This is a genomic window from Streptomyces sp. NPDC050738, from assembly GCF_040654175.1.
Classification (GTDB): Bacteria; Actinomycetota; Actinomycetes; order Streptomycetales; family Streptomycetaceae; genus Streptomyces.
The window spans coordinates 573,737-595,768 of the sequence record NZ_JBFAHN010000002.1 but is presented as its reverse complement, the minus strand read 5'-3'; the positions used below and the strand labels follow the sequence as shown (position 1 = coordinate 595,768).

Sequence of the window (22,032 nt, the reverse complement as noted above, 5' to 3'; positions counted from 1 at the left end):
GTGGTGCGCGGCCCCCGCCACACCGCCGTGCGGCGGGGGCCGCTACGGGCAGGTCAGAAGAGCTGCAGCGGGCGGACCGCCGAGGGCGTCGCCGTCTGCTTGGTGCTGGTGCTGGTCGCGGGGCAGAAAGCCGCCTGCATGACGTTGTTGGAGATGCCGCCCTGGTCGACCCAGTCGCCGTTGATGTTGGTGGTCGCCATCTTCGATCCGTCGCGCAGCCCCATCGACCAGGACAGCGAGCCATGGATCGTGCCGCCGTGCCCCCACACCTGCACACCGCAGGACAGCTTCTGGGTGATCAGACCGAGCCCGTACCCCGTGTCCGGTATCCACTCCTTGGTCGGTACGGCGGTGAACATCTCCTTCTGCTGGGCGGCGGGCAGCAGTCGGCCGCGGAGCAGGCTGGTGTAGAACCGGTTGATGTCGCCGGAGGTGGAGACCATGTCCCCCGCCGAGCCCGCCCAGGAGGGGTTCAGGTCGGTCACGTCGTAGATCTGGGCCGCGGGGTCGGGCAGCAGCAGCTTGGAGTAGTGCTGGGAGTGCGGCCCGTAGATGCTGGTGCTCTGGCCGCCCACATACGTGTTGGCCAGGCCGAGCGGCACGATGATCCGCCGGGTCACCTCGGTGGCGAGGGAATGACCCGACACCCGCTCGGCGATCATCCCCGCGAGGATGAAGTTGGTGTTGGAGTAGGCCCACCAGGTGCCCGGTGCGAAGGCCGGCGCATGGTTCATCGCGATCTGGACGAGCTGCTTCGGCTGGAAGCTGTCGAAGCGGTGCTCGAGGAAGCCGGGACCGACCAGCTTGTCCACCACCCCCTGGTCGTTGGTGTAGTTGTAGATGCCGCTGGTGTGGTTGAGCAGCTGCCGTACGGTGATCTTGCTTCCGTCGTGGCCGTTGCCCCGCACCACCCCCGGCAGCCACTTCTCGACCGTGTCGTTGAGGCCCAACCGCCCCTCGCCCACGAGTTGGAGCAGGACGGTCGCGGTGAAGGTCTTGGTCGTGCTGCCGATACGGAAGCGGTCCGAGGCCAGCCGCTTGCGTCCGGTCGCGGTGTCGCCGAGGCCGGCGGAACCGAACCACCCGGTGCTGCCGCTCTGGACCTCGGCGAGGATGCCCGGCGCGCCGCCCGCGCTCACCGCGTCGTCAAGTGCGCGCTGGACAGCGGCATTTCCACTGCCCGTCGTGGACGTCGTGGAGGTTGTGGCCGCCGTCGCAGGTGACCCGACCAGGATCGTGGTCGCGGCGGTGGCCATGATGCTCGCGATGAGGACGGTTCTGGAACGACGGAACATACGCAACTTACGCAACATCGGGTTCCTTCCGTGGCGAGGCTGGCAGGTACGTGCCCCCCGGCTGGTGCCTGCGGGATCGACATCGTCCCCAGAGGCGGCACACCCTGGCTAAGTTCGGCCGCACGAGATCTCGCCCACCGGTTCGTGCTCCGGCACGAACCGGCCGCCGGTTGGCCGCGCGCACGAACGGGAGCCCGCCTGTTCGTACGACGGTCCGAAGAAGCGCCCGGACGCCGGGCCTAGCGTTCCGGCCATGATGCCCCGCACGAGATTCGCAGCCATGCTGCTCACTGGTGCTCTGGCCATGACCGCCTGCTCCGGCAGCGGTTCGGGGTCCGAGCAGGCCGGTGACCGGACCCTGGTCATCGACACGTCCTTCGACCTCAAGACAGCCGACCCTGGGCGGATGTTCGAGACGACCGGCATGTTCGTCGGAAAGTCCGTCTACGACACGCTGCTCACCTTCGACGGCGACGACGTGACCAGGCCGGTGCCGGCCCTGGCCACGTCGTTCAAGCTGTCGGACGACGGCAAGGTGCTGACGCTCAAGCTCCGTTCGGGGGTGAAGTTCAGCGACGGCTCGCCGCTCACCGCGGACGACGTGGTCTTCTCGCTGACCCGCGTACGCGACATGAAGGGCACCCCGTCGTTCCTTCTGGACGGGGTGGAGGTCGCCAAGGCCGACGCCTCCACGATCACGCTGACGTCGAAGGCGCCCAACCCGGCCCTCCCGTACATTCTCCCGAACCCCGTGCTCGGGATCCTCAACAGCAAGGTCGCCAAGGAGCACGGCGCGACGGCCGACGCCAAGGACAAGGCCGAGCGGTATCTGAACTCGGCGTCGGCCGGGTCGGGTCCGTACACGATCGAGTCCCTGAACGTCAGCAGCCAGGTGGTGCTGCGCGCGAACCCGAAGTACTACGGCCGCAAGCCCGCCTACGACAAGGTCGTCATACGCAACGTCGCGGCGGCGACGCAGAAGCTCAATGTGCAACGCGGCGACAGCCAGGTCGCGTTGAACCTCTCCGGCGACCAGGTCAAGGCCATGCCCGGCAACACACAGGTGACCAAGGCCGCGTCGGCCAACGTCATCTATCTGGCCACCAGCCGGAACCCGTCGGTCAGCAAAACGACGTCGAACCCGAAGTTCGCGGAAGCGGTGCGCAAGGGCGTCGACTACGCGGGCCTGCTGGAACTGGCCGGCGCGGGCTCGGTGCAGGCGCCGGGACTGATCCCCTCGCAGCTCGTCGGCGCGCTCCCGCCGGTGCAGGCGGCGACACGGGATGTGGCGGGCGCCAAGGCGGCGCTGGCGGCGAGCGGACTTGACCACCCGTCGGTCAAGCTGGAGTATCCGAGCGAGCTCACCGTCAACGGCCTGTCCTTCCAGCCGCTGGCCGAGCGCATCCAGGCCAACCTCAAGGAAGTCGGCATCACCGTCGACCTCGCGCCTGCCCCCATCTCCACCGCGGCGGACAACTACCGCAACGGCAAAGAGGAGATGGGCCTCTGGTACTGGGGCCCCGACTACCCCGACCCCAGCGACTACCTGGTGTTCCTGCCCGGCAAGCCCGTCGGGCTGCGCGTCGGCTGGAAGGCGGGCGCGGACAAGGAACTGGAAGCCGCGGGCACGAAGGCGGCCACCGCGATCGGCGAGGACGCACGCAAGCAGGCGTACGCCGACATGCAGACCCGGCTGAACGCCTCGGGCCCGTTCGTCCCGCTCATCCAGCCCAGCCAGAACATCGTGGCGGCCGCCTCGGTGACCGGCGTGAAGTACCACCCGGTGTGGACCGTCGACATCGCCGACCTCGGCGCCAAGTGACGTGACGACCCTACGAGACCGCGTACGGCGGAACAGGCCGCTCGCCACGTTCCTCGCCCGCAGAGTCCTCATCGCGCTCGTGCTGGTCTGGGGCGTCACGCTGGTGACGTTCCTGCTGACGAACCTGGTGCCCGGCGACCCGGTCGCGGCGAACCTGGGGCAGCGGGCGCTCAGCGACCCGGTGATCGTGGCGCAGTGGCGCAGCGAGCAAGGGCTCGACAAGCCGCTCCCGCAGCAGTACGTGCTCCACCTGGAGGCGCTGCTGCACGGAGACCTGGGCATGAGCCAGCAGTCCCACCGGCCGGTCGGCGACGACCTGGCGGAGTCCGTGCCCGCGACGCTGGAACTCGCGGGTGTGGCGATCCTGGTGTCGCTGGCGCTGGGCGTGGTGTTCGGCCTGATCGCGGCTCTGCGCCGGGACCGCCTGGCCGACCATGTGCTGCGGATGCTGAGCCTGATCGGCATCTCGGTGCCGACGTTCTGGCTGGCGCTCCTGACGTTCTACGTCTTCTTCTACCGCCTGCGGATCACCCCGGGCAGCGGCCGCGTCGACCCCGGACTCGGCGCACCGCGCTCCATCACCGGCCTGCACACGGTGGACGCGGCACTGACCGGGCAGTGGGACGTCTTCTCCAGCGCGCTCGGCCATCTGATCGCGCCGGCGCTGGTGCTGTCGCTCTACACCATCGGGCTGCTGACCCGCTTCACACGCAGCGCCGTACTCGAAGTGCTCGGCCAGGACCACGTCCGCGCGGGCCGGGCCAAGGGACTGCCGGGTCGCGTGATCCTCACGCGGTACGTGCTGCGCTCCGCGCTGGTGCCGGTCATCACCGTGGCGGGGCTTGCGTTCGGCAGCCTCCTGTCGGGCACCGTACTGGTCGAGTCGATCTTCGCGTGGCCGGGGATCGGACAGTACGCCTACAAGAGCGCCACCACCCTCGACCTGCCCGCCATCATGGGCGTCGGCCTGGTGGTGGGCGTCGTCTATCTCGTCATCAATCTGATCGTGGACGTCCTGTACGGCGTCATCGACCCCCGAGTGAGGCTGCGATGAAACGGCTGCCCGAAGTGTGGCGGCGGCCGCAGGCCGTCGTCGGAGGCGTGATGGTGCTCGCCTGGCTGCTGATCGCCGTCGCCGCACCCCTGGTGGCGCCGCACGATCCGCTCGCCCAGGACCTGCCCCGCCTCGCCGAGCCGGGCCCGGGGCACTGGTTCGGCACCGATCAGCTCGGCCGCGACATCCTCAGCCGGGTCGTGTACGGGGCGCGCGTATCGCTGCCGCTCACACTGCTCCTGGTCGCCCTCTCCGTCCTCATCGGTGGGCTGCTGGGCGCCGTCGCCGGGTACTTCGGCAAGTGGGCGGACGAAGTGATCATGCGGATGACCGATCTCGTCTTCGCGTTCCCGACGATCATCCTGGCCATGGTGGTGGCCGCCGCGCTCGGCGCCAGCCTCACCAACGCGGTCCTCGCCGTGCTCGTCGTGGCCTGGGCGGCCTATGCGCGCGTCAGCCGCGGCCTGGTGCTCGCCGTACGCGGGCAGGAGTACGTACTCAGCGGAAGGCTGCTCGGCTACTCGGTGTGGCGCTCGCTGCGTGTGGACGTGCTGCCCAACGTGACAGGGCCGATCCTGGTCCTCGCCACGCTCGACATGGGTACGGCGCTGCTGCTCCTGTCCGGCCTTTCGTTCCTGGGCCTGGGCGCCAAGCCGCCGTCCGCGGAGTGGGGCGCGACCGTCGCCTCGGGGGTCGAGGTCTTCGACAGCTGGTGGGTGGCGACGTTCCCCGGACTGGCGATCCTGACGGTGGTCCTGGCGTTCAACTTCCTCGGCGACACACTGCGCGACGCCCTCGACCCTCGGACGGCCCGCGCCATCAAGGAGCGTGCGCTGTGACCCTCACGATCACCGATCTGCGGGTGACGATCCGGGGGACGGAGGTGCTGCGCGGCGTCGACCTCGGTCTGCGGAAGGGGCAGGTGCACGGGCTCGCCGGTGAGAGCGGCTCGGGCAAGACCATGACGGGCCTCGCCGTCCTGGGTCTCCTGCCGTACGGCGCACGGGCCAGCGGGCGGATCGAGCTGGCGGGGCGCGACCTGCTGGGGCTCCCGGACAAGGAGCTCAACGCGGTACGCGGCAACGAGATCGCCATGGTCTTCCAGGACCCGGCCACCAGCCTGCATCCCATGCTCAGCGTGGGCCGGCAGCTGACCGAACACATGCGCCTGCACCTGGGCCTGGGCCGGACCGAGGCGCGGACACGCGCCGTCGAACTGCTGGCCAAGGTCCGCATTCCCGGCCCGGCGGAGGCGCTGACGCGCTATCCGCACCAGTTCTCGGGCGGCATGCGGCAGCGCATCGCCATCGCGGTGGCGCTGGCCTGCGATCCGCAGGTGCTCATCGCCGACGAGCCCACCACCGCGCTCGACGTGACCGTGCAGGCCGGGATCCTGCGGCTGCTGCGCGGACTCTGCGACGAGCTCGGGCTCGCCGTCCTGCTCGTCACCCACGATCTGGGCGTCATGTCCGCGATCGCCGACGAGGTGAGCGTGATGCGCTCCGGCCTGGTCGTGGAGTCCGGCCCGCGGGCCACCGTGCTGCGCGAGCCCGCCCATCCCTACACCCGTGCCCTGCTGGAGGCCCTGCCGTGACCCTGCTCCGTATCGAGGACCTTGCCGTCGAACACCGGACCCCCGGGCGGCCCGCCGTCAGGGCGGTCGCGGGTGTGGACCTCACGGTCGCCAGGGGCGAAGTCGTCGGCCTGGTCGGCGAGTCGGGGTGCGGCAAGTCGACGCTGGCCCGCGCCGTCTGCGGGCTGCACCCGACGGCGGGCGGCTCCATCACCTTCGACGGCCGCCCGGTCACCCCGCTGGGCCTGCGGCGCAGGACGCTGACCGGCATCCAGATGGTCTTCCAGGATCCGTACTCCTCGCTGAACCCGCGGCGCCGCGTCGGCGACCAGATCGCCGACGGCCTGCGCGTCTCGGGGGACCCGGTCACCCCGGCCGACCTGCTGGAACGGGTAGGACTCCCGCGCGAGTTCGCCGACCGGCATCCGCACGAGTTCTCCGGCGGCCAGCGCCAGCGCATCGCCATCGCCCGCGCCCTGGCCGCCCGGCCCAGCCTGCTGATCGGCGACGAACCCATTTCCTCGCTGGACGCCTCCGCCCAGTCCCAGGTCGCCACCCTCATGCGCGACCTGGCCGTGGACGCGGGCACCGGGCTGCTGTTCATCAGCCACGACCTGTCCGTGGTCCGGCTGATCGCCGACCGGATCGCGGTGATGTACCTGGGCAGGATCGTCGAGACGGGCGAGACCGCCTCCGTCTGGAGTTCTCCCCAACACCCTTACACCCAGGCACTCCTGCGTGCCGTCCCGCACCCCGACGGGCTCGGCAACCTTCCCGCCGAACTGCCCGGCGACGTCCCCGATCCGGCCGACCCGCCGTCGGGGTGCCGCTTCCATCCCCGCTGTCCGCACGCGATGGACATCTGCCGCCTGAAGGAGCCGGACTTCGGCCCGGCCGCCTGCTGGCTCCACGCGCCTTCGTGACAGGGCCTGTTCAGGCCTGCGGCGACCCCGTGCTCGCCAGCGCCGTCGACAGTTCCTGGGCGATCCCCTGCAGGATCGGCACGATCTTCTCCGTGGCGGCCTCGGTCACCCGGCCCGCCGGGCCCGAGATCGAGATCGCCGCGGCCGTGGGGGAGTTGGGCACCGGAACCGCCAGGCACCGCACCCCGATTTCCTGCTCGTTGTCGTCGACCGCGTACCCCGTGCGCCGTACGAGTTCGAGCGCGTCCAGGAAGCCCTCGGGCGTGGTGATCGTCTTCTCGGTCGCGGCCGGCATACCGGTCCGCCCGAGCAGTGCGCGTACCTCGTCGGCCGGGGTGTGCGCGAGCAGCGCCTTGCCCACGCCGGTGGAGTGGGGGAGCACCCGGCGCCCCACCTCGGTGAACATCCGCATCGAGTGCTTGGAGGGCACCTGCGCGACGTAGACGATCTCGTCCCCGTCGAGCAGCGCCATGTTCGCGGTCTCGCCGGTCTCCTCGACCAGCCGCGCGAGATACGGCCGCGCCCAGGTCCCGAGCAGCCGCGCGGAGGACTCGCCGAGCCGGATCAGCCGGGGGCCGAGCGCATAGCGCCGATTGGGCTGCTGGCGTACGTAACCGCAGGCCACCAGCGTGCGCATCAGCCGGTGGATGGTGGGCAGGGGCAGACCGCTGCTGGCGGAGAGCTCACTGAGGCCGACCTCGCCCCCGGCGTCGGCCATTCGCTCGAGAAGATCGAAGGCGCGCTCAAGGGACTGGACACCCCCGCCGGCGGCGGCAGGCTTGGAAGCGTCGGTGGCGCTGGAAGTCGGCACGGGCGCGGTTCCTTTCGAGGCGGGCAGGCAGGTCAGCAGCCTACCGGGCAGGGTCGGGCCTACCCCATGCGTAGATCACTACATTCTGCACTGCGAAATATCCCTTTCATATTGTGGAAACCTCCAAGGGGAAGGGTGACCCTTGACGGGGATCCGCCCGGAGTGAAGACTTCGTCAACAGAATGTTGAATACCGCTGTACGGAAGTGAGGGCTCGGGTGTCCGACGTCAACCTTGTGCTGCGCTCCACGCGCGTCATCACCCCCGAGGGGACACGGGCCGCGACGGTCGCCGTATCCGGCGGGAAGATCGCGGCGCTGCTGCCGTACGACGCCGAGGTGCCCGCCGGGGCCCGCGTCGAGGACTTCGGCGACGACGTCCTCCTCCCCGGCCTCGTCGACACCCACGTCCATGTGAACGACCCGGGCCGCACCGAGTGGGAAGGCTTCTGGACCGCCACCCGCGCGGCGGCGGCCGGCGGCATCACCACGCTCGTGGACATGCCCCTCAACTCCCTCCCGCCGACCACCACGACGGACCACCTGCGCATCAAGCAGGACGTGGCCCGCACCAAGGCGCACATCGACGTCGGCTTCTGGGGCGGCGCGCTTCCGGACAATGTGGCGGACCTCAAGCCGCTGCACGACGCCGGTGTCTACGGCTTCAAGTGCTTTCTGTCGCCGTCGGGCGTGGACGAGTTCCCGCACCTGGACCAGGAGAGGCTGTCCGCCTCCATGGCGGAGATCGCCGGATTCGACGGACTACTGATCGTGCACGCCGAGGACCCGCACGAGCTGGACGTGGCTCCGCACCTGAGCGGCCCCAAGTACGCGGACTACCTGCAGACCCGGCCGCCCGTCTCCGAGAACGTGGCGATCGAGGGCCTCATCGCCGTCGCCAAGAGCATCGGCGCCCGCGCCAGGATCCACATCCTGCACCTGTCGTCCGCCGCCGCGCTGCCGCTGATCGCCGCCGCCAAGCGCGAGGGCGTACAGCTGACCGTCGAGACCTGCCCGCACTACCTCACACTGACGGCGGAGGAAGTCCCGGACGGGGCAAGCGAGTTCAAGTGCTGCCCGCCGATCCGCGAGGGCGCCAACCAGGACCTGCTGTGGGAGGCCCTGGCCGACGGCACCATCGACTGCATCGTCACCGACCACTCGCCGTCCACCGCCGACCTCAAGACGGACGACTTCGCGACCGCGTGGGGCGGCATCTCCGGCCTCCAGCTGAGCCTCCCGGCCATCTGGACCGAGGCCCGCAAGCGCGGCCACTCCCTCGAAGACGTCGTGCGCTGGATGTCGACGCGCACCTCCGAACTCGTAGGCCTCACCCAGAAGGGCGCCATCGAGGCGGGCCGCGACGCGGACTTCGCGGTCCTCGCGCCCGAAGAGACCTTCACCGTCGACCCGGCGGAACTGCAGCACCGCAACCGCGTCACCGCGTACGCGGGCAAGACCCTGCACGGCGTCGTCAGGTCCACCTGGCTGCGCGGCGAACGGATCCTCGACAACGGCACCTTCGCCGAGCCCGCCGGGCGCCTCCTCGAAAGGAACAACTGACCGTGGCGACACAGCACTTCACCGGAGACGCCAGCCCCTACGGCGGTGGCGACCCGTACGCCGACTACCGCACGGGCGACCTCCCCTTCACCGCGCTCGTCGACCTGGCCGACCGCCGGCTCGGCGCGGGTGTGATCGCCGCGAACGACGAGTTCTTCGCCGAGCGCGAGAACATGCTCATACCCGAGCCCGCCCACTTCGACCCCGAGCGCTTCGGCCACAAGGGCAAGATCATGGACGGCTGGGAGACCCGCCGCAGGCGCGGTGTCTCGGCCGGCGAGCCGCACCCGACCGAGGACGACCACGACTGGGCGCTCGTACGGCTCGGGGCGCCCGGTGTGATCCGCGGCATCGTCGTCGACACCGCCCACTTCCGCGGCAACTACCCGCAGGCGGTCTCGGTCGAGGGTGCGTCGGTGGCCGGCTCCCCGTCGCCCGACGACCTCCTCGCCTCCGACGTGAAGTGGACAACGCTCGTCCCCCGTACGGCCATTGGCGGCCACGCGGCGAACGGCTTCGAGGTCGACGTCGCGCAGCGCTTCACCCACCTGCGGGTCAACCAGCACCCCGACGGCGGGATCGCCCGCCTGCGCGTCCACGGCGAGGTCGCCCCCGACCCGGCGTGGCTGACGGCGCTCGGCACGTTCGACGTGGTGGCGCTGGAGAACGGCGGCCAGGTCGAGGACGCCTCCGACCGCTTCTACTCCCCGGCCACCAACACCATCCAGCCGGGCCGCTCGCGGAAGATGGACGACGGGTGGGAGACCCGTCGCCGCCGCGACAAGGGCAACGACTGGATCCGCTACCAGTTGGCCGCCCAGTCCGAGATCCGCGCCGTCGAGATCGACACGGCGTACCTGAAGGGCAACTCGGCGGGCTGGGCGGCGCTTTCGCTGCGCGACGGCGAGAGCGGGGAATGGACGGAGATCCTCCCCCGGACCCGCCTCCAGCCCGACACGAACCACCGCTTCGTGCTGCCGGCACCGGTGGTGGGAACGCATGTCCGGGTGGACATCTACCCCGACGGCGGCATCTCGCGCCTGCGCCTGTTCGGTTCGCTGACGGAGGCGGGCGCGACCGCCCTGGCGGCACGCCACGCAGAACTGGGCGGCTGACCCCGTCCCGGGGTTCCCTCCAGCCCGTCCGGCGATTGAGGACACGTGGCCGGAGGCCGCGTACGGGGGTGCAGGGGGCGTAGCCCCCGCAAAGGCGGGGGCCCGGGGCGCGCAGCCCCGGTTTCGGGAAGGGGCGGGGTGGGGGAAATCCCACCCCCGGCCCCTACGCCGCATGGCCCCCGTCCACCGCGACCTCGGCCCCCGTCACGTACGCCGCCTCCGCGCTCACCAAGTACGCCACCAGCGAGGCGACTTCGTCGCGGTCGCCGAAGCGGCCCAGTGCCGTCCCCGCCCGCTGCGGCTCCGCGTACGGGCCGTCCGCCGGATTGAGGTCCGTGTCGATCGGGCCCGGGTGGATCACGTTCACCGTGATGCCCCGGCCGCCCAGCTCCCTAGCCAGGGACTTCGTGAGCCCGGTCAGCGCGGACTTGCTCATCGCGTACAGCGAGCCGCCAGGACCGCCCGCGTACTGCGTGAGCCCCGAGCCCGTGGAGATGATCCGCCCGCCGTCCCGCAGCAGGCCGGCCGCCGCCTGTGAGCCCAGGAAGACCTCGCGGACATTGATGTCGAGCGTGCGGTCCACGTCCTCCACCGACAGGTCCCCGATCGGACCGAGCACCCCGATGCCCGCGTTGTTGACCAGGATGTCGAGCCCGCCGAACTCCTCGGCGGCCCGCGCCACCGCACCCGCCGCGTCCATCCGCAGGGCGAGCCCCCGCCGCCCGGCCGACTCGATCTTCTGGACGACCTCGTGGGCCGCCTCCTCGTTCCGTACGTAGGTGATCACCACATCGGCGCCCTCCTGCGCCAGCCGCAGCGCGATCGCCGCGCCCATGCCCCGGCTGCCGCCGGTGACCAGTGCCGTCTTGCCGTCGAGTGAAGACATCTCAGAATCCCTTGTTCAGCGGTTCGCACCAGAAGTGGTTGCGGGCTCAATAAAACCGCCGCACCCCCTCACCGCACCGGCGGGAATCGGACGCCGAGCAGGGACCCACGCCGGGCAGGGCGATGAGTTACGGGCGAGGGCGGAGTCCGAAGGGCACAAGGACACCGCAGTCGAGCGAAGGGCCCGTGCCATGAAGATCACCCTCACCCAGTTCGTCACCCTCGACGGCGTGTACCAGGCTCCCGGCGGCCCCGAGGAGGACACCACCGGAGCCTTCCCGCACGGCGGCTGGTCGTTCGCGTTCGACGACGAGGACTTCGGCACCTTCATGACCGAGGTCTTCGACCGCGCCGACGCCTTCCTCCTCGGCCGTCGTACGTACGAGATCTTCGCGTCCTTCTGGCCGACGGCGACCGGCCCCGACCCCATCGCCTCCCGCCTCAACACCCTCCCCAAGTACGTGGCGACCACCACCCTGACCGGCGCCGACTGGAAGGGCACCCGGATCATCGGAGCCGACGACCTGGTCAAGGACATCACCGCGCTCAAGGAGCAGCCGGGGCGCGAGCTGCAGATCCACGGCAGCGGAGCCCTTGCCAGTTCGCTGATGGCCCACGACCTGATCGACAGCGTCAATCTGCTGACGTTCCCCGTCGTCCTGGGCACCGGCAAGCGGCTCTTCGCGGACGGCGCCCGGCCCACCGCCTTCCGGCACACCGCCTCCCGGGTCACCAGTAAGGGCGTCACCATCTCCACGTACGACCTCAACGGCCGCCCCACCTACGGGAGTTTCGCCACCGAGCAGTGACCAGGACGCTGGGCGCAGGACGCGCCTAGTGGCGGGGGACCCGCTCCGAGGCGATCAGTACGGCGAGGCCCGCCACCGCGAGGACGATGTCGGCGAAGACCTCGTACCCGTCCAGGAAGCCGATCCGGGCGACCAGGCCCGTGAGCGGGAACCAGTCGAACCATGCGTGGAGCAGTCCGCCCACCCCATTGATCAGCAGGAGCACCCCGGCCACTTCGAAGATCTTCTTCATGCCGCAAGGATGTCCGTGGCCCGGCGCCACCGGTATCGGCCTTCGGGTGCCTTGCCCGGTCCGAAAGGCTGAGCCGGGGAAACTTTGGTCTCCACTCCGTGATCAGCACTCCCATCAGCGCCGCCACGTGCGTAGTTTTGTCGATATGACGCGTCCGGAATACCCCTGGCTGCTCCCCTCGGCCCTCGCCGATCCGGTCTCGTCGACCGACGGGGAGCGACAGCCGCGCCGTACCGCCCGCGACTGGATCGTGGACATCTCGGCGTTCCTGATCGCCGCGGGGATCGGCATCCTGGTCCTCGACACCCTCTCCGAGGCCAACAACTCCGACCTCGTCACCCTCGCCGACCAGGTGGCGGGCGCCCTGGGCTGCTGTGCGCTGTGGCTGCGCAGGAGGTGGCCGGTCGGGATCGCCGTCGGGCTCGTCGCCCTCAACGTGATCGCACCACTGGTCGCCGGCGCCTCACTGGTCGCGCTGTTCGGCGTGGCCGTGCACCGGTCGTTCAAGCCGGTCGCGCTGATCGGGATCGCCTCGGTGATCGGTGGGGGAGTGGGCACCTGGCTGCGCCCCGACCCGACGTCGGGCTGGCTCTCCGCGACGCTCATCGGGGCGCTGCTGACGCTGCTGGTGATCGGCTGGGGGATGGCCGTACGCTCCCGGCGCCAGCTCCTCGTCGTACTGCAGGAGCGGGCCCGGCGCGCCGAGGCGGAGGCCGACCTCCGTGCCGAGCAGGCCCAGCGGCTCGCACGTGAGGCCATCGCCCGCGAGATGCACGACGTCCTCGCACACCGGCTGACGCTGCTCAGCGTGCACGCGGGCGCCCTCGAATTCCGTCCTGACGCACCGCCCGCCGAGGTCGCCAGAGCGGCAGGCGTCATCCGTGACAGCGCCCACGAGGCGCTCCAGGACCTGCGCGAGATCATCGGGGTGCTGCGGGCGCCGGGCGAGGGCGACGAGCACCGTCCGCAGCCCACCCTGGCCACCCTTGAGGCGCTGGTCGCCGAGTCACGGCAGGCCGGGATGAAGGTGGCACTCGAACTCCGGGTCGCCGACCCGGAGACGGTCCCCGCCGCCACCGGCCGTACCGCGTACCGGATCGCGCAGGAAGGGCTCACCAACGCCCGCAAACACGCGCCGGGAACGGAAGTCACCGTCACCGTCGAGGGCAGCCGGGGCAACGGGCTCACCGTCGAGGTGCACAATCCGGCCCCCGTCGGCGACTTCGAGAAGGTCCCCGGATCCGGGCAGGGACTGATCGGGCTGACCGAACGCGCCACCCTCGCGGGCGGCCGTCTCGACCACGGAACCACGGGGGAGGGCGGCTTCCTCGTCGGCGCCTGGCTACCGTGGCCCGCATGACCACCACCATCCAGCTGCTCATCGTCGACGACGACCCGCTCGTACGCGCCGGACTCGCCCTCATGCTCGGCGGCGCCGAGGACATCACCATCGTGGGGGAGGCGGCCGACGGCAGCGAGGTGGCGGACGCGGTCGCCCGGCTGCGGCCCGATGTCGTCCTCATGGACATCCGGATGCCGGGTGTCGACGGGCTGACGGCCACCGAACGCCTGCGCGCCGAATCCGACGCACCCGAAGTCATCGTCCTCACCACCTTCCACGCCGACGAACAGGTGCTGCGGGCGCTGCGGGCCGGGGCGGCCGGATTCGTACTGAAGGACACGCCGCCCACCGAGATCGTCGCGGCGGTACGGCGCGTGGCGGGCGGCGAACCGGTCCTCTCGCCCGCCGTGACACGGCAGCTGATGTCGCACGTGGCGGGCGCGGCCCCCGACGACCGGCAGGGCCGGGCACGCGACCGGCTGGCCGAACTCGCCGAGCGGGAGCGGGAGGTGGCGGTCGCGGTCGGGCGGGGGCAGTCCAACGCGGAGATCGCCGCCGGGCTCTATATGAGCGTGCCGACCGTGAAGACGCACGTCTCGCGGATCCTGTCGCGCTTCGGCTTCAACAACCGTGTCCAGATCGCGCTGTTGGTCCACGACGCGGGAGTGCTCGACGGAGGCGGCCACGTAGGCTGATGCGATGGCGGACAACGATCTCGGCACGTGGGGCGACGACTTCGTCGCGAATCCGTATCCGTACTACGCGAAACTGCGCGAGTCAGGGCCCGTTCACGAAGTGGTCCACCGCAACGGCATGAGCTTCTGGATGGTGGTGGGCCACGAGGCGGCACGGGCCGCCCTCGCCGATCCCCGGCTGTCGAAGGACTGGCGCGCCAACAACGACTGGGATTTCGCCGACAGCCCCGTCAACGCCAACATGCTGGAGTCCGACCCGCCCCACCACACCCGGCTGCGCAAGCTGGTGGCACGGGAGTTCACCCCGCGCCGTATCGAGGCGCTCAGGCCCCGTATCCAGCAGGTCACCGACGAACTTCTCGATGCGATGCTCTCCGCTCCGGACCGCGCCGCCGACCTCGTCGACGCGCTGGCCTTCCCGCTGCCCATGACCGTCATCTGCGAACTGCTCGGCGTGCCCGACCTGGACCGTGACACCTTCCGCAGGTGGTCCAACGAGATCGTCGCCCCGACCGACCCGAACGCGGAGGGCGAGGCCGTCGGCAAGATGGGGGCCTACCTCGCCGAACTCGTCGAGGACAAACGCCGCACCACCCCCGGCGACGACCTGTTGAGCGCCCTCATCGCCACCGGCCACGAGGACGGCGACAGCCTCTCCTCCGAAGAGCTCATCGGCATGGCCTTCCTGCTGCTGGTCGCGGGGCACGAGACCACCGTCAACCTGATCGGCAACGGCGTGCGCGCACTGCTCGACCACCCCGATCAACTGGCCGCCCTGCGCGCCGACTTCGGTCTCATCGACAACGCCGTCGAGGAGATGCTCCGCTACGACGGTCCGGTCGAGGGCGCCACCTTCCGCTTCGCCCGCGAACCCGTCCCGATCGCCGGCGCGGTCATCCCGGAGGGCCGGACCGTCCTGGTCGTCCTCGCCGCGGGCGGCCGCGACCCGGCGCGCTTCGACGCCCCCGACCGCTTCGACATCCGCCGTGAGGCACAGGGCCATCTGGCCTTCGGCCACGGCATCCACTACTGCCTGGGCGCGCCGCTCGCCCGCATGGAGGGCCGCATCGCCGTCCGCTCCCTCCTGGAACGCTGCCCCGACCTCGCCCTGGACCCCGACCGCGCCCCGTACGACTGGATCCCCGGCATGCTCATGCGCGGCGTGCGCCGCCTGCCGGTGCGCTGGTGATCTTGGGGCGCCTCCTGCGGTGCTCGCCCTGCAGCACGAGCGCCGGCCACTCGTCCCCGTACGCCCCACAGGCCGAGAGCGACCAGAGCGACCACTTCTGCGGCACCGAGTAGTACGGGACCAGGACCCGGGCCGTGCGCAGGCGCGAGACCTTCACCGGGATCAGCGCGGGCAGCACATCGGGGGCCTGCCCCGCCAGGATCGCCTTACGGCACGACGCGCAGCCGGGTCTGCGGTCCGCGGCGGCCTCCCGCGGCCTCACCCGGCGCCTGGCGCTGCGCTTCTCGGGGCGGTGGGGGCGCTCGGCGGCCGCGTGCAAGGGGTTGTAGTAGCAGCGCTCGGCCGGTCTGGGCGGATGCGCCGCCCCGGCAAGCCGGGCGTGGACGGCGGCGAACCGTTCCAGCGCCCGCTCGGCGAGCACCGCCGCGGCGGCCAGGTCCGGCAGATCGCCCGCCTCGTCGAGCACCTTCCCCGCAGCGGCGAAGGCATCGAGGGCCCACTGGTAGTCGCGCCGAGCAACGGCATCCAACTCCTGCTCACCAGACGGGAGTTCGGCCTCTCGCAGAACATCCCCCACCGCCGCCACCCGCTCGGCGGCGATCCGCTGCAACCGCTCGTACGCGGCCTCCCACTCCTCGATGATCAGGTGCTGCGCCTCCCTGCTCGGCCCCTTCCCCCGCACCGGGCCCGCGCCACCGCCCGGACGCATCTGCCCCACGAACCACCACCGCTGGAACACCTGGCCTCGCCTCCCCGCCACCAGAGTAGAAGTGCGCCGGTACGCGGTGGAGTTAGGGTGGGCCGACCGATCATGCGGAGGGGCGATCCATGCAGGAGTTCGATCTCGAAATGGCCCGCAAGGCCCTGGAGAGCCAGCCGTTCAGCCGTCTCGTCCAGGCCCGCATCACCGCCTTCGGCGGCGGAAAGGCCGTACTGGAGATCGGCATCCGCGAGGAGCTGCACCAGCAGAACGGCTTTCTGCACGGCGGGGTCCTGGCGTACGCAGCCGACAACGCGCTCACCTTCGCCGCCGGTTCGGCGCTCGGTCCCGCCGTCCTGACCAGCGGATTCTCCATCCAGTACGTCAGGCCCGCGACCGGCCTCCGCCTCGTCGCCCGCGCCGAAGTCGTCCACGCGGGACGACGCCAGGCCACCGCCCGCTGCGATCTGTTCACCGTGAAGGAGGACGGCGCCGAGACCCTGTGCGCCGTCGCGCAAGGCACCGTACTGTCCGCACAGTCGTCTTGAGAGGACGCCGCCCGTGACCGCCGATGCCCCCGCCGCCATAGTCGATCTCGCCGCGCTCGGCGAGGACTTCACCCGCGACCCGTACCCCGTCTACGCGAAGCTCCGCGAGGCCGGCCCCGTCCACCGCATCCGGATGCCCGAGGGCGCCGACGCCTGGCTCGTCGTCGGATACGAGGCCGGGCGCGCGCTCCTCGCCGACCCCCGGCTCTCCAAGGAGTGGCGCAACGCCTCGCCCGCACTCGGCGTCGCGCAGGTCGCCTCGGGCCGCACCATGCTCAGCTCCGACCCGCCGTTCCACGCCCGGCTGCGCGGGCTCGTCACCCGCGCGTTCACGCCCCGCCGCATCGAGCAACTCACCCCGCGCATCCAGGAGATGACCGAAAGTCTCCTCGACGCGATGCTCGCCGCCCCGCACCGCAGGGCCGATCTCGTCGACGCGCTGGCCTTCCCGCTCCCCATGGGCGTGATCTGCGAACTGCTCGGCGTCCCCTTCCTCGACCGGGCGTCGTTCCGCGAGCTGTCCAACACCGCGATCTCCTCGACCGACCCCGAGGCGCGTACCGCCGCGGTGAAGGCCATGCCCGCGTATCTCTCCCGGCTGGTCGCCTCCAAGCGCGAGCAGCCCGGCGACGACCTGATGAGCGCGCTCATCACCGCCTCGGACGAGGAGGGCGACCGGCTCACGGGCGAGGAACTCCTCGGTATGGCCTGGCTGTTGCTGGTCGCCGGCCACGAGACGACGGTCAACCTCATCTCCAACGGCGTCCTGGCCCTGCTCACCCACCCGGAGCAACTGGCCGCACTCCGCGCCGACTTCGGCCTCATCGACCAGGCCGTCGAGGAGATGCTCCGCTACGAAGGCCCGGTGGAGACGCCGACCTACCGCTTCACCACCGAGCCCCTCGACATCGGCGGCACCGTGATTCCTGGCGGCGGCGAACTGGTCCTGGTCGCGCTTTCCGACGCCAACCGCGACCCGGCCCGCTACGAGGACCCGGACCGCTTCGACATCGCCCGGCACGAGGCGCGCAGCCACCTCTCCTTCGGCCATGGCATCCACTACTGCCTGGGCGCACCGCTCGCCCGCCTGGAAGCCCGCATCGCGATCCGCTCCCTCCTGGAGCGCTGCCCGGACCTCGCCCTGGACATCGACCCGGCGGCGGTCTCCTGGCGTACGGGCATGCTCATCCGGGGCCCGCACGCGCTGCCCGTCAGCTGGTAGGTATCTCCGCCACCCGCACCGGGCGGCGCTCGCGCCGGGAGAGCTCGCACGCCTCGGCTATGCGCAGGGCGTGCAGGGCCTCCCGGCCGTCGCAGGGGTTGGCGAGCTCTCCCCGTACGACGCTCAGGAAGGCGTCCAACTCGGCTTCATAGGCGGGGGCGAAGCGCTCCAGGAAGCCGGGCCACGGCTTGTCGGCAGGCGGCGGGCCCTGAGGTTCGGCCGAGGTGAGCGGCGTACGGTCGTCGAGCCCGGCCGCGATCTGGTCGAGCTCCCCGGCGAGCTCCATGCGGACGTCGTACCCCGCTCCGTTGCATCGGGTCGCGGTGGCCGTGGCGAGCACCCCGTCGTCCAGGGTCAGCACCACGGCGGCCGTGTCGATGTCCCCGGCGGCGCGGAACATCGCGGGCCCCGCGTCCGACCCGGTCGCGTACACCTCCACGACCTCCCGGCCGGTCACCCACCGCAGGATGTCGAAGTCGTGGACCAGGCAGTCGCGGTAGAGCCCGCCGGACAGCGGTAGATACGCGGCGGGCGGCGGTGCGGGATCGGACGTCATGGCGCGTACGGTGTGCAGTCGCCCGAGCGCCCCGGACCGCACCAGCTCGCGCGCCGCGGCGTATCCCGCGTCGAAGCGCCGCATGAAGCCCAGTTGGAGAACGCTCCCCGCCCTCTCGACCTCCTGCAGCGCGGCCAGGGTCCCGGCCAGATCGAGGGCGATCGGCTTCTCGCAGAAGACGGGGATCTCCAGCCGGGCCGCCCGGGCGATCAGTTCGGCGTGAGAGGAGGTGGCGGAGGCGATGACCAGCGCGTCGAGGCCCCAGGCGAGGAGCTCGTCCACCGAATCCGCGGCGCTCGCGCCGGTCCTGCGCGCCACGTCCACCGCCCGCGCCCCGTCGGTGTCCGCGAGCACCAGGGTGTCCACGCGGGGGTGGGCGCTGAGCACGCCCGCATGGAATGAGCCGATCCGTCCCGTGCCGATGAGTCCGATACGCATGGCCCCAACGTGCCGTCGCCCGACCGGTCCTGTCAACGGTATGTCCTGACAAACTCCCGGTGGGCTAAGGGGCGGTCGCGGCATCCAGGCGTAGCACCACCACCCCGTACGGCTCCAGCAGCACCGTGTCCGCCGCGCCGCCCGTCAGCTGCGACAACCGGTGCCCGGCCTCGACGACCGGCTTCACGCGAAGTTCCTCCGGGCACTGGCTGACGAGCCAGACGAAACGGTGGCCGTCCTCGTGGAGCAGCAGGTCCACGGCGACCCTGGAGTCGTCGACGGTCACCGGGCGCCGTACGCCCGCGTGCGCGGCGAGGGCGTCGTACAGCCTGCTCGTCGCCTCCGGATTGACCCTCGGGGTGACGGCCGCCATGTGCTCCAGCGGATAGGTGCACAGCACGACGCTCCCGGTGCCGACCCGGCGCAGGAGCAGCGCCGGCCGGCCCCGGCCGTCGGTCGCCAGCACCTCGGCCCCGGCTGCTTCCACGGGGAGGAAGGATCTGCTGCTGTCGGTGCCCGCGGTGCGGAAGGTCAGGACGGCGCCCTCGGGGAGGTTCCCGAAGGGCTGCCGGAAGGTCAGCACGGTCTCCTCGTCCTCGATCGGGTTGACCATCCCGTACTCCAGCTGATGCTGTACGCCGAAGAGTTGATCGAGGTGCGCGTACCAGGGGCCGCGCTGTTCGTCGTGGCTTCCCGCGCAGTACGAGACATAGACCGTCGCCCCGCCGCGCGCCAGTTCCTCCAGCCGGAACCAGCCGGAGGCGAGCAACTGCTTGGTGGCGGGCACCAGATACAACCGGTGCCCCTCCGGCAGCCCGTTGCTCTCGCGGACCACAGCGGCGGGAGCGTCCGCGAGCCGGGCCGCGATCCACGCCTGCCGGCCGGTCTGCTCCACATGCCTGCGGTCCTCGGGCCGGGTGAAGGGGTAGAGCGTGTCCAGGTAAGAGGAGACGACCAGCGCCGTGTCCGTCCCGGCGCGCGTGCACCGGTCGAAGTCCACGCTCTTCAACACCCCGGCAAAGTCACGGAGTTCGAGCAGCTGTGGCTTGGGGGTGCCTTCGGAGTCGGTCAGCCCGAAGTGCATCTCGAAGGGGTGGTGGCTGTACGGCGGCTGCTCGCGCAGCGTGTCGTAGTCGGTGTTGTTCCAGGCGATCCAGCCCGTCGCGCCGGCCAGCAGCGAGTTGTGCAGGGCCTGGCGGTAGTAGCGGGCGGCGTGTGCGCCCGAGGCGAAGTCGGAGGTCAGCCCGAACTCCTCCAGGACGACGGGCCGGCCGAAGCTCCCGGTCAGCTCGCAGACCCAGGCGGCCGCGTAGTGCTGGCGCACCACGTCGTCCTCCATGCGGTAGACGTGCGGGCCGAGCCAGTCGGTGAGCGCGGCGGTGTCGCGCAGCGAAAAGCCGTTGTCGTGACCGGAGTTCTCCAGGCCCCAGGCGCCGTCGCCGAGCGAGACGGGCTGGGTGGCGCCGCTCGCCCGCACCGCGTCGACCAGGATCTGTGCCCAGGAGGCGACCGACTCGCGCGATGCCCCTTCGGCGCCGTAGATCGGCATCTCGTTGGAGATCAGCCAGCCCGCGACGGCCGGGTGGTCCTTGAAGCGGCGGGCCATCTCGCGGGCGAACCACGCCTGGCGGGCGACCAGCCAGACGTCGGTGTAGAGGTCGCGCCCTCCGCGCCAGACGGGGTCCCAGTTCTCGCCGGACATATGGCCGACGATGAAGGTCGGCACGGTGGTCATGCCGAGCTCCAGGTGGCGGTCGAGGAAGTCCTTGTAGCGGTCGCAGAGGACGTCGTCGACGCGGTGCGGTTCGGGGTGGAAGTCGGGCCAGTAGAAGAACGACCGGGTCATGTTCAGCCCGTGCTCGTGCAGGACGCGCAGCTCCTCGGTGACGGTGCTCCCGTCGTACGAGCGCCACATCAGCGGGCCCCCGGCGCGGGACCAGAAGTTGGCGCCCAGCCAGGCGGCGGGGGAGTGGCCAAGGGGATTGCGGACAGCGGGAATGCGGGCAGCAGGACGCTCCATCGGTGAATTCTCCCTGAGGGCGCTGAAGGCAGCTGGCATGACGGACGCGGCCCGTTGCGGACGGGCGTGCCGCGCTGTCCATCGAAGTGAACCGCTGTACCGGTTTAGCGTCAACCCCTCGATATACCAGTTTACTTGGTCGGCGCGGCCACGCTTCCCCGCAGCGTCAGCCGTGGGGCCGGGTCCTGGAGGTCCGCCACCTCAAGGCCTCCGGCCGCCGCCCGCAGCAGCCGCGCCGCATGCGCTCCGTATCCGGCGATGTCTCGGCTGAGGGCGGTCAGCGGCGGGTGCACCAGCTCGCAGAGGGCGGAGTCGTCCCAGGCCACGAGCGAGACGTCGGAGGGCACCTGGAGCCCCATCGACTGGACCGTGGCCAGGCCGGAGACGGCCATGACGTCGTTGTCGTACATGATCGCCGTGGGTGCTGCCGGCCCTCCCGACAGCAGCTCCCGGGTGGCCGCGGCGCCCGCCTCCCCGCTGTAGTCGGTCTCCACCGTGCGCCCGGAGAGGCCCAACTCCCGTACCGCCGCGTCGAAGGCGGTCGTACGGATCACGGTGTGCCGCAACCGCTGAGGCCCGCCCACCCGAGCCAGCCTGCGATGTCCCAGGTCGGCGAGGTGGCTCACCAGTGTCCGTACGGAAGCCGCGTCGTCGCTCCAGACCGCGGGCAGTGCGCCCGTGCCGACCGGGGCGCCGATCACCACGGCCGGCATACCGAGCTGTTCGAGCACCGTCACCCGGGCGTCGTCGGCCTGCAGATCCACCAGGAACACGCCGTCCACCCGGCGCTGTGCCCACCACGACTTGTAGAGCGCGACCTCCGCCTCCTGGTCCTCGGCCATGGTGAGCACCAACGGCGTTGCATCTCTGATGAGTTCGGACTGGATGCCGGAGATCAGCTGCATGAAGAAGGGTTCCAGGCCGAGCGTGCGCGCGGGCCGGTCGATGACCAGGCCGAACGCCCCAGCCCTGCCGTCGGAGAGCGCGCGGGCCGCGCTGTTGGGCTGCCAGCCGAGCTCCTCGGCGATGGCGAGGATGCGGCGGCGGGTCGGCTCGGAGACGCCAGGACGGTTGTTGAGCGCAAAAGACACGGCGCCCTTGGTGACCCCGGCGCGACGGGCGATGTCCGCCATGGTGGGCCGCTTCACGTGCGGGACCTGGGAGTTCGATTCATTTCGACTAATCCGGTTCAGTAGACGGCAGGGAATGATGCTCGACATCGTCGGACATCGCCGAGCAGAA

General features: G+C 70.9%; 21 protein-coding genes. 13 read left to right on the top strand and 8 right to left on the bottom strand.

Annotated elements, in window-relative coordinates; translation table 11 throughout:
• Nucleotides 1-53: 53 nt before the first annotated feature.
• Nucleotides 54-1,313 (bottom strand): serine hydrolase domain-containing protein, encoded by a 1,260-nt coding sequence (locus AB0H78_RS06935; protein WP_363233207.1) that lies wholly within the window; start codon nt 1,311-1,313, stop codon nt 54-56.
• A gap of 262 nt (nt 1,314-1,575) precedes the next feature.
• Between AB0H78_RS06935 and AB0H78_RS06930 the strand changes: the two genes are divergently transcribed.
• Genes AB0H78_RS06930 through AB0H78_RS06910 form a run of 5 tightly spaced genes read left to right on the top strand, consistent with a single transcriptional unit; the run spans nt 1,576 to nt 6,667 of the window.
• A complete protein-coding gene (locus tag AB0H78_RS06930) occupies nt 1,576-3,117 on the top strand; it encodes an ABC transporter substrate-binding protein (RefSeq protein WP_363233206.1) in 1,542 nt (513 codons plus the stop codon).
• 1 nt (nt 3,118) lies between these two features.
• Complete coding sequence (locus tag AB0H78_RS06925; protein ID WP_363233205.1) at nt 3,119-4,171, top strand: ABC transporter permease; 1,053 nt, start codon at nt 3,119-3,121, stop codon at nt 4,169-4,171.
• Nucleotides 4,168-5,010, top strand: coding sequence for an ABC transporter permease (locus tag AB0H78_RS06920; RefSeq protein WP_363233204.1), 843 nt, complete (start codon nt 4,168-4,170; stop codon nt 5,008-5,010). The genes AB0H78_RS06925 and AB0H78_RS06920 overlap by 4 nt, the downstream gene beginning before the upstream one ends.
• Nucleotides 5,007-5,765 carry an ABC transporter ATP-binding protein gene (locus AB0H78_RS06915; protein WP_363233203.1) on the top strand — a complete coding sequence of 253 codons (759 nt, stop codon included), beginning with the start codon at nt 5,007-5,009 and terminating at the stop codon, nt 5,763-5,765. The genes AB0H78_RS06920 and AB0H78_RS06915 overlap by 4 nt, the downstream gene beginning before the upstream one ends.
• Nucleotides 5,762-6,667 carry an ABC transporter ATP-binding protein gene (locus AB0H78_RS06910; RefSeq protein ID WP_363233202.1) on the top strand — a complete coding sequence of 302 codons (906 nt, stop codon included), beginning with the start codon at nt 5,762-5,764 and terminating at the stop codon, nt 6,665-6,667. The genes AB0H78_RS06915 and AB0H78_RS06910 overlap by 4 nt, the downstream gene beginning before the upstream one ends.
• 10 nt (nt 6,668-6,677) lie before the next feature.
• Here AB0H78_RS06910 and AB0H78_RS06905 read toward each other — a convergent pair whose 3' ends face one another.
• The gene (locus AB0H78_RS06905; RefSeq protein WP_363233201.1) at nt 6,678-7,478 is read right to left on the bottom strand and encodes an IclR family transcriptional regulator; all 801 of its coding nucleotides are present in this window, start codon (nt 7,476-7,478) and stop codon (nt 6,678-6,680) included.
• Between the two features lie 217 nt (nt 7,479-7,695).
• On the opposite strand from AB0H78_RS06905, the gene allB reads away from it, so the two are divergent.
• Complete coding sequence (gene allB / locus AB0H78_RS06900) at nt 7,696-9,039, top strand: allantoinase AllB (RefSeq protein WP_363233200.1); 1,344 nt, start codon at nt 7,696-7,698, stop codon at nt 9,037-9,039.
• A gap of 2 nt (nt 9,040-9,041) precedes the next feature.
• Nucleotides 9,042-10,154, top strand: coding sequence for an allantoicase (gene alc / locus AB0H78_RS06895; protein ID WP_363233199.1), 1,113 nt, complete (start codon nt 9,042-9,044; stop codon nt 10,152-10,154).
• 163 nt (nt 10,155-10,317) lie between these two features.
• Here the strand turns inward: alc and AB0H78_RS06890 are convergent, their stop codons facing one another.
• Complete coding sequence (locus AB0H78_RS06890) at nt 10,318-11,040, bottom strand: SDR family oxidoreductase (protein WP_363233198.1); 723 nt, start codon at nt 11,038-11,040, stop codon at nt 10,318-10,320.
• 190 nt (nt 11,041-11,230) lie between these two features.
• Between AB0H78_RS06890 and AB0H78_RS06885 the strand changes: the two genes are divergently transcribed.
• Nucleotides 11,231-11,848 (top strand): dihydrofolate reductase family protein, encoded by a 618-nt coding sequence (locus tag AB0H78_RS06885; protein WP_363233197.1) that lies wholly within the window; start codon nt 11,231-11,233, stop codon nt 11,846-11,848.
• 25 nt (nt 11,849-11,873) lie between these two features.
• On the opposite strand, the gene AB0H78_RS06880 is transcribed toward AB0H78_RS06885, so the two are convergent.
• Nucleotides 11,874-12,080: a hypothetical protein gene (locus AB0H78_RS06880; RefSeq protein ID WP_363233196.1), complete on the bottom strand. Its 207-nt coding sequence runs from the start codon at nt 12,078-12,080 to the stop codon at nt 11,874-11,876.
• Between the two features lie 145 nt (nt 12,081-12,225).
• Here AB0H78_RS06880 and AB0H78_RS06875 point away from each other — a divergent pair, with 145 nt between their 5' ends.
• Genes AB0H78_RS06875 through AB0H78_RS06865 form a run of 3 tightly spaced genes read left to right on the top strand, consistent with a single transcriptional unit; the run spans nt 12,226 to nt 15,306 of the window.
• Nucleotides 12,226-13,440 (top strand): histidine kinase, encoded by a 1,215-nt coding sequence (locus AB0H78_RS06875; RefSeq protein ID WP_363233195.1) that lies wholly within the window; start codon nt 12,226-12,228, stop codon nt 13,438-13,440.
• Entirely contained in the window at nt 13,437-14,117 is a 681-nt protein-coding gene (locus AB0H78_RS06870) for a response regulator transcription factor (protein WP_363233194.1), read from the top strand. Before AB0H78_RS06875 ends, AB0H78_RS06870 begins: the two co-directional genes overlap by 4 nt.
• A gap of 4 nt (nt 14,118-14,121) precedes the next feature.
• Complete coding sequence (locus AB0H78_RS06865) at nt 14,122-15,306, top strand: cytochrome P450 (RefSeq protein WP_363233193.1); 1,185 nt, start codon at nt 14,122-14,124, stop codon at nt 15,304-15,306.
• On the opposite strand, the gene AB0H78_RS06860 is transcribed toward AB0H78_RS06865, so the two are convergent.
• Entirely contained in the window at nt 15,269-16,045 is a 777-nt protein-coding gene (locus AB0H78_RS06860) for a hypothetical protein (protein ID WP_363233192.1), read from the bottom strand. The genes AB0H78_RS06865 and AB0H78_RS06860 overlap by 38 nt on opposite strands.
• A gap of 89 nt (nt 16,046-16,134) precedes the next feature.
• Between AB0H78_RS06860 and AB0H78_RS06855 the strand changes: the two genes are divergently transcribed.
• Both AB0H78_RS06855 and AB0H78_RS06850 read left to right on the top strand, forming a co-directional pair.
• Nucleotides 16,135-16,554 carry a PaaI family thioesterase gene (locus AB0H78_RS06855; RefSeq protein ID WP_363233191.1) on the top strand — a complete coding sequence of 140 codons (420 nt, stop codon included), beginning with the start codon at nt 16,135-16,137 and terminating at the stop codon, nt 16,552-16,554.
• 13 nt (nt 16,555-16,567) lie between these two features.
• Nucleotides 16,568-17,776 (top strand): cytochrome P450, encoded by a 1,209-nt coding sequence (locus AB0H78_RS06850; RefSeq protein ID WP_363233190.1) that lies wholly within the window; start codon nt 16,568-16,570, stop codon nt 17,774-17,776.
• On the opposite strand, the gene AB0H78_RS06845 is transcribed toward AB0H78_RS06850, so the two are convergent.
• From AB0H78_RS06845 to AB0H78_RS06835, 3 genes are all read right to left on the bottom strand, one after another.
• A complete protein-coding gene (locus AB0H78_RS06845) occupies nt 17,766-18,770 on the bottom strand; it encodes a Gfo/Idh/MocA family oxidoreductase (protein WP_363233189.1) in 1,005 nt (334 codons plus the stop codon). The two genes, AB0H78_RS06850 and AB0H78_RS06845, sit on opposite strands and share 11 nt — an antisense overlap.
• A 64-nt stretch (nt 18,771-18,834) precedes the next feature.
• Nucleotides 18,835-20,790 carry a cellulase family glycosylhydrolase gene (locus AB0H78_RS06840; RefSeq protein WP_363233188.1) on the bottom strand — a complete coding sequence of 652 codons (1,956 nt, stop codon included), beginning with the start codon at nt 20,788-20,790 and terminating at the stop codon, nt 18,835-18,837.
• A gap of 131 nt (nt 20,791-20,921) precedes the next feature.
• On the bottom strand, nt 20,922-21,938 hold the full coding sequence (locus tag AB0H78_RS06835) for a LacI family DNA-binding transcriptional regulator (protein ID WP_363233187.1): 1,017 nt from the start codon (nt 21,936-21,938) through the stop codon (nt 20,922-20,924).
• Nucleotides 21,939-22,032 lie beyond the last annotated feature (94 nt).

Coding starts and splice junctions, on each gene's coding strand:
- AB0H78_RS06935 (WP_363233207.1), bottom strand. CDS start 1,313: ATGTTGCGTAAGTTGCGTATGTTCCGTCGTTCCAGAACCGTCCTCATC.
- AB0H78_RS06930 (WP_363233206.1), top strand. CDS start 1,576: ATGCTGCTCACTGGTGCTCTGGCCATGACCGCCTGCTCCGGCAGCGGT.
- AB0H78_RS06920 (WP_363233204.1), top strand. CDS start 4,168: ATGAAACGGCTGCCCGAAGTGTGGCGGCGGCCGCAGGCCGTCGTCGGA.
- AB0H78_RS06890 (WP_363233198.1), bottom strand. CDS start 11,040: ATGTCTTCACTCGACGGCAAGACGGCACTGGTCACCGGCGGCAGCCGG.
- AB0H78_RS06885 (WP_363233197.1), top strand. CDS start 11,231: ATGAAGATCACCCTCACCCAGTTCGTCACCCTCGACGGCGTGTACCAG.
- AB0H78_RS06880 (WP_363233196.1), bottom strand. CDS start 12,080: ATGAAGAAGATCTTCGAAGTGGCCGGGGTGCTCCTGCTGATCAATGGG.
- AB0H78_RS06875 (WP_363233195.1), top strand. CDS start 12,226: ATGACGCGTCCGGAATACCCCTGGCTGCTCCCCTCGGCCCTCGCCGAT.
- AB0H78_RS06870 (WP_363233194.1), top strand. CDS start 13,437: ATGACCACCACCATCCAGCTGCTCATCGTCGACGACGACCCGCTCGTA.
- AB0H78_RS06865 (WP_363233193.1), top strand. CDS start 14,122: ATGGCGGACAACGATCTCGGCACGTGGGGCGACGACTTCGTCGCGAAT.
- AB0H78_RS06855 (WP_363233191.1), top strand. CDS start 16,135: ATGCAGGAGTTCGATCTCGAAATGGCCCGCAAGGCCCTGGAGAGCCAG.
- AB0H78_RS06845 (WP_363233189.1), bottom strand. CDS start 18,770: ATGCGTATCGGACTCATCGGCACGGGACGGATCGGCTCATTCCATGCG.
- AB0H78_RS06840 (WP_363233188.1), bottom strand. CDS start 20,790: ATGGAGCGTCCTGCTGCCCGCATTCCCGCTGTCCGCAATCCCCTTGGC.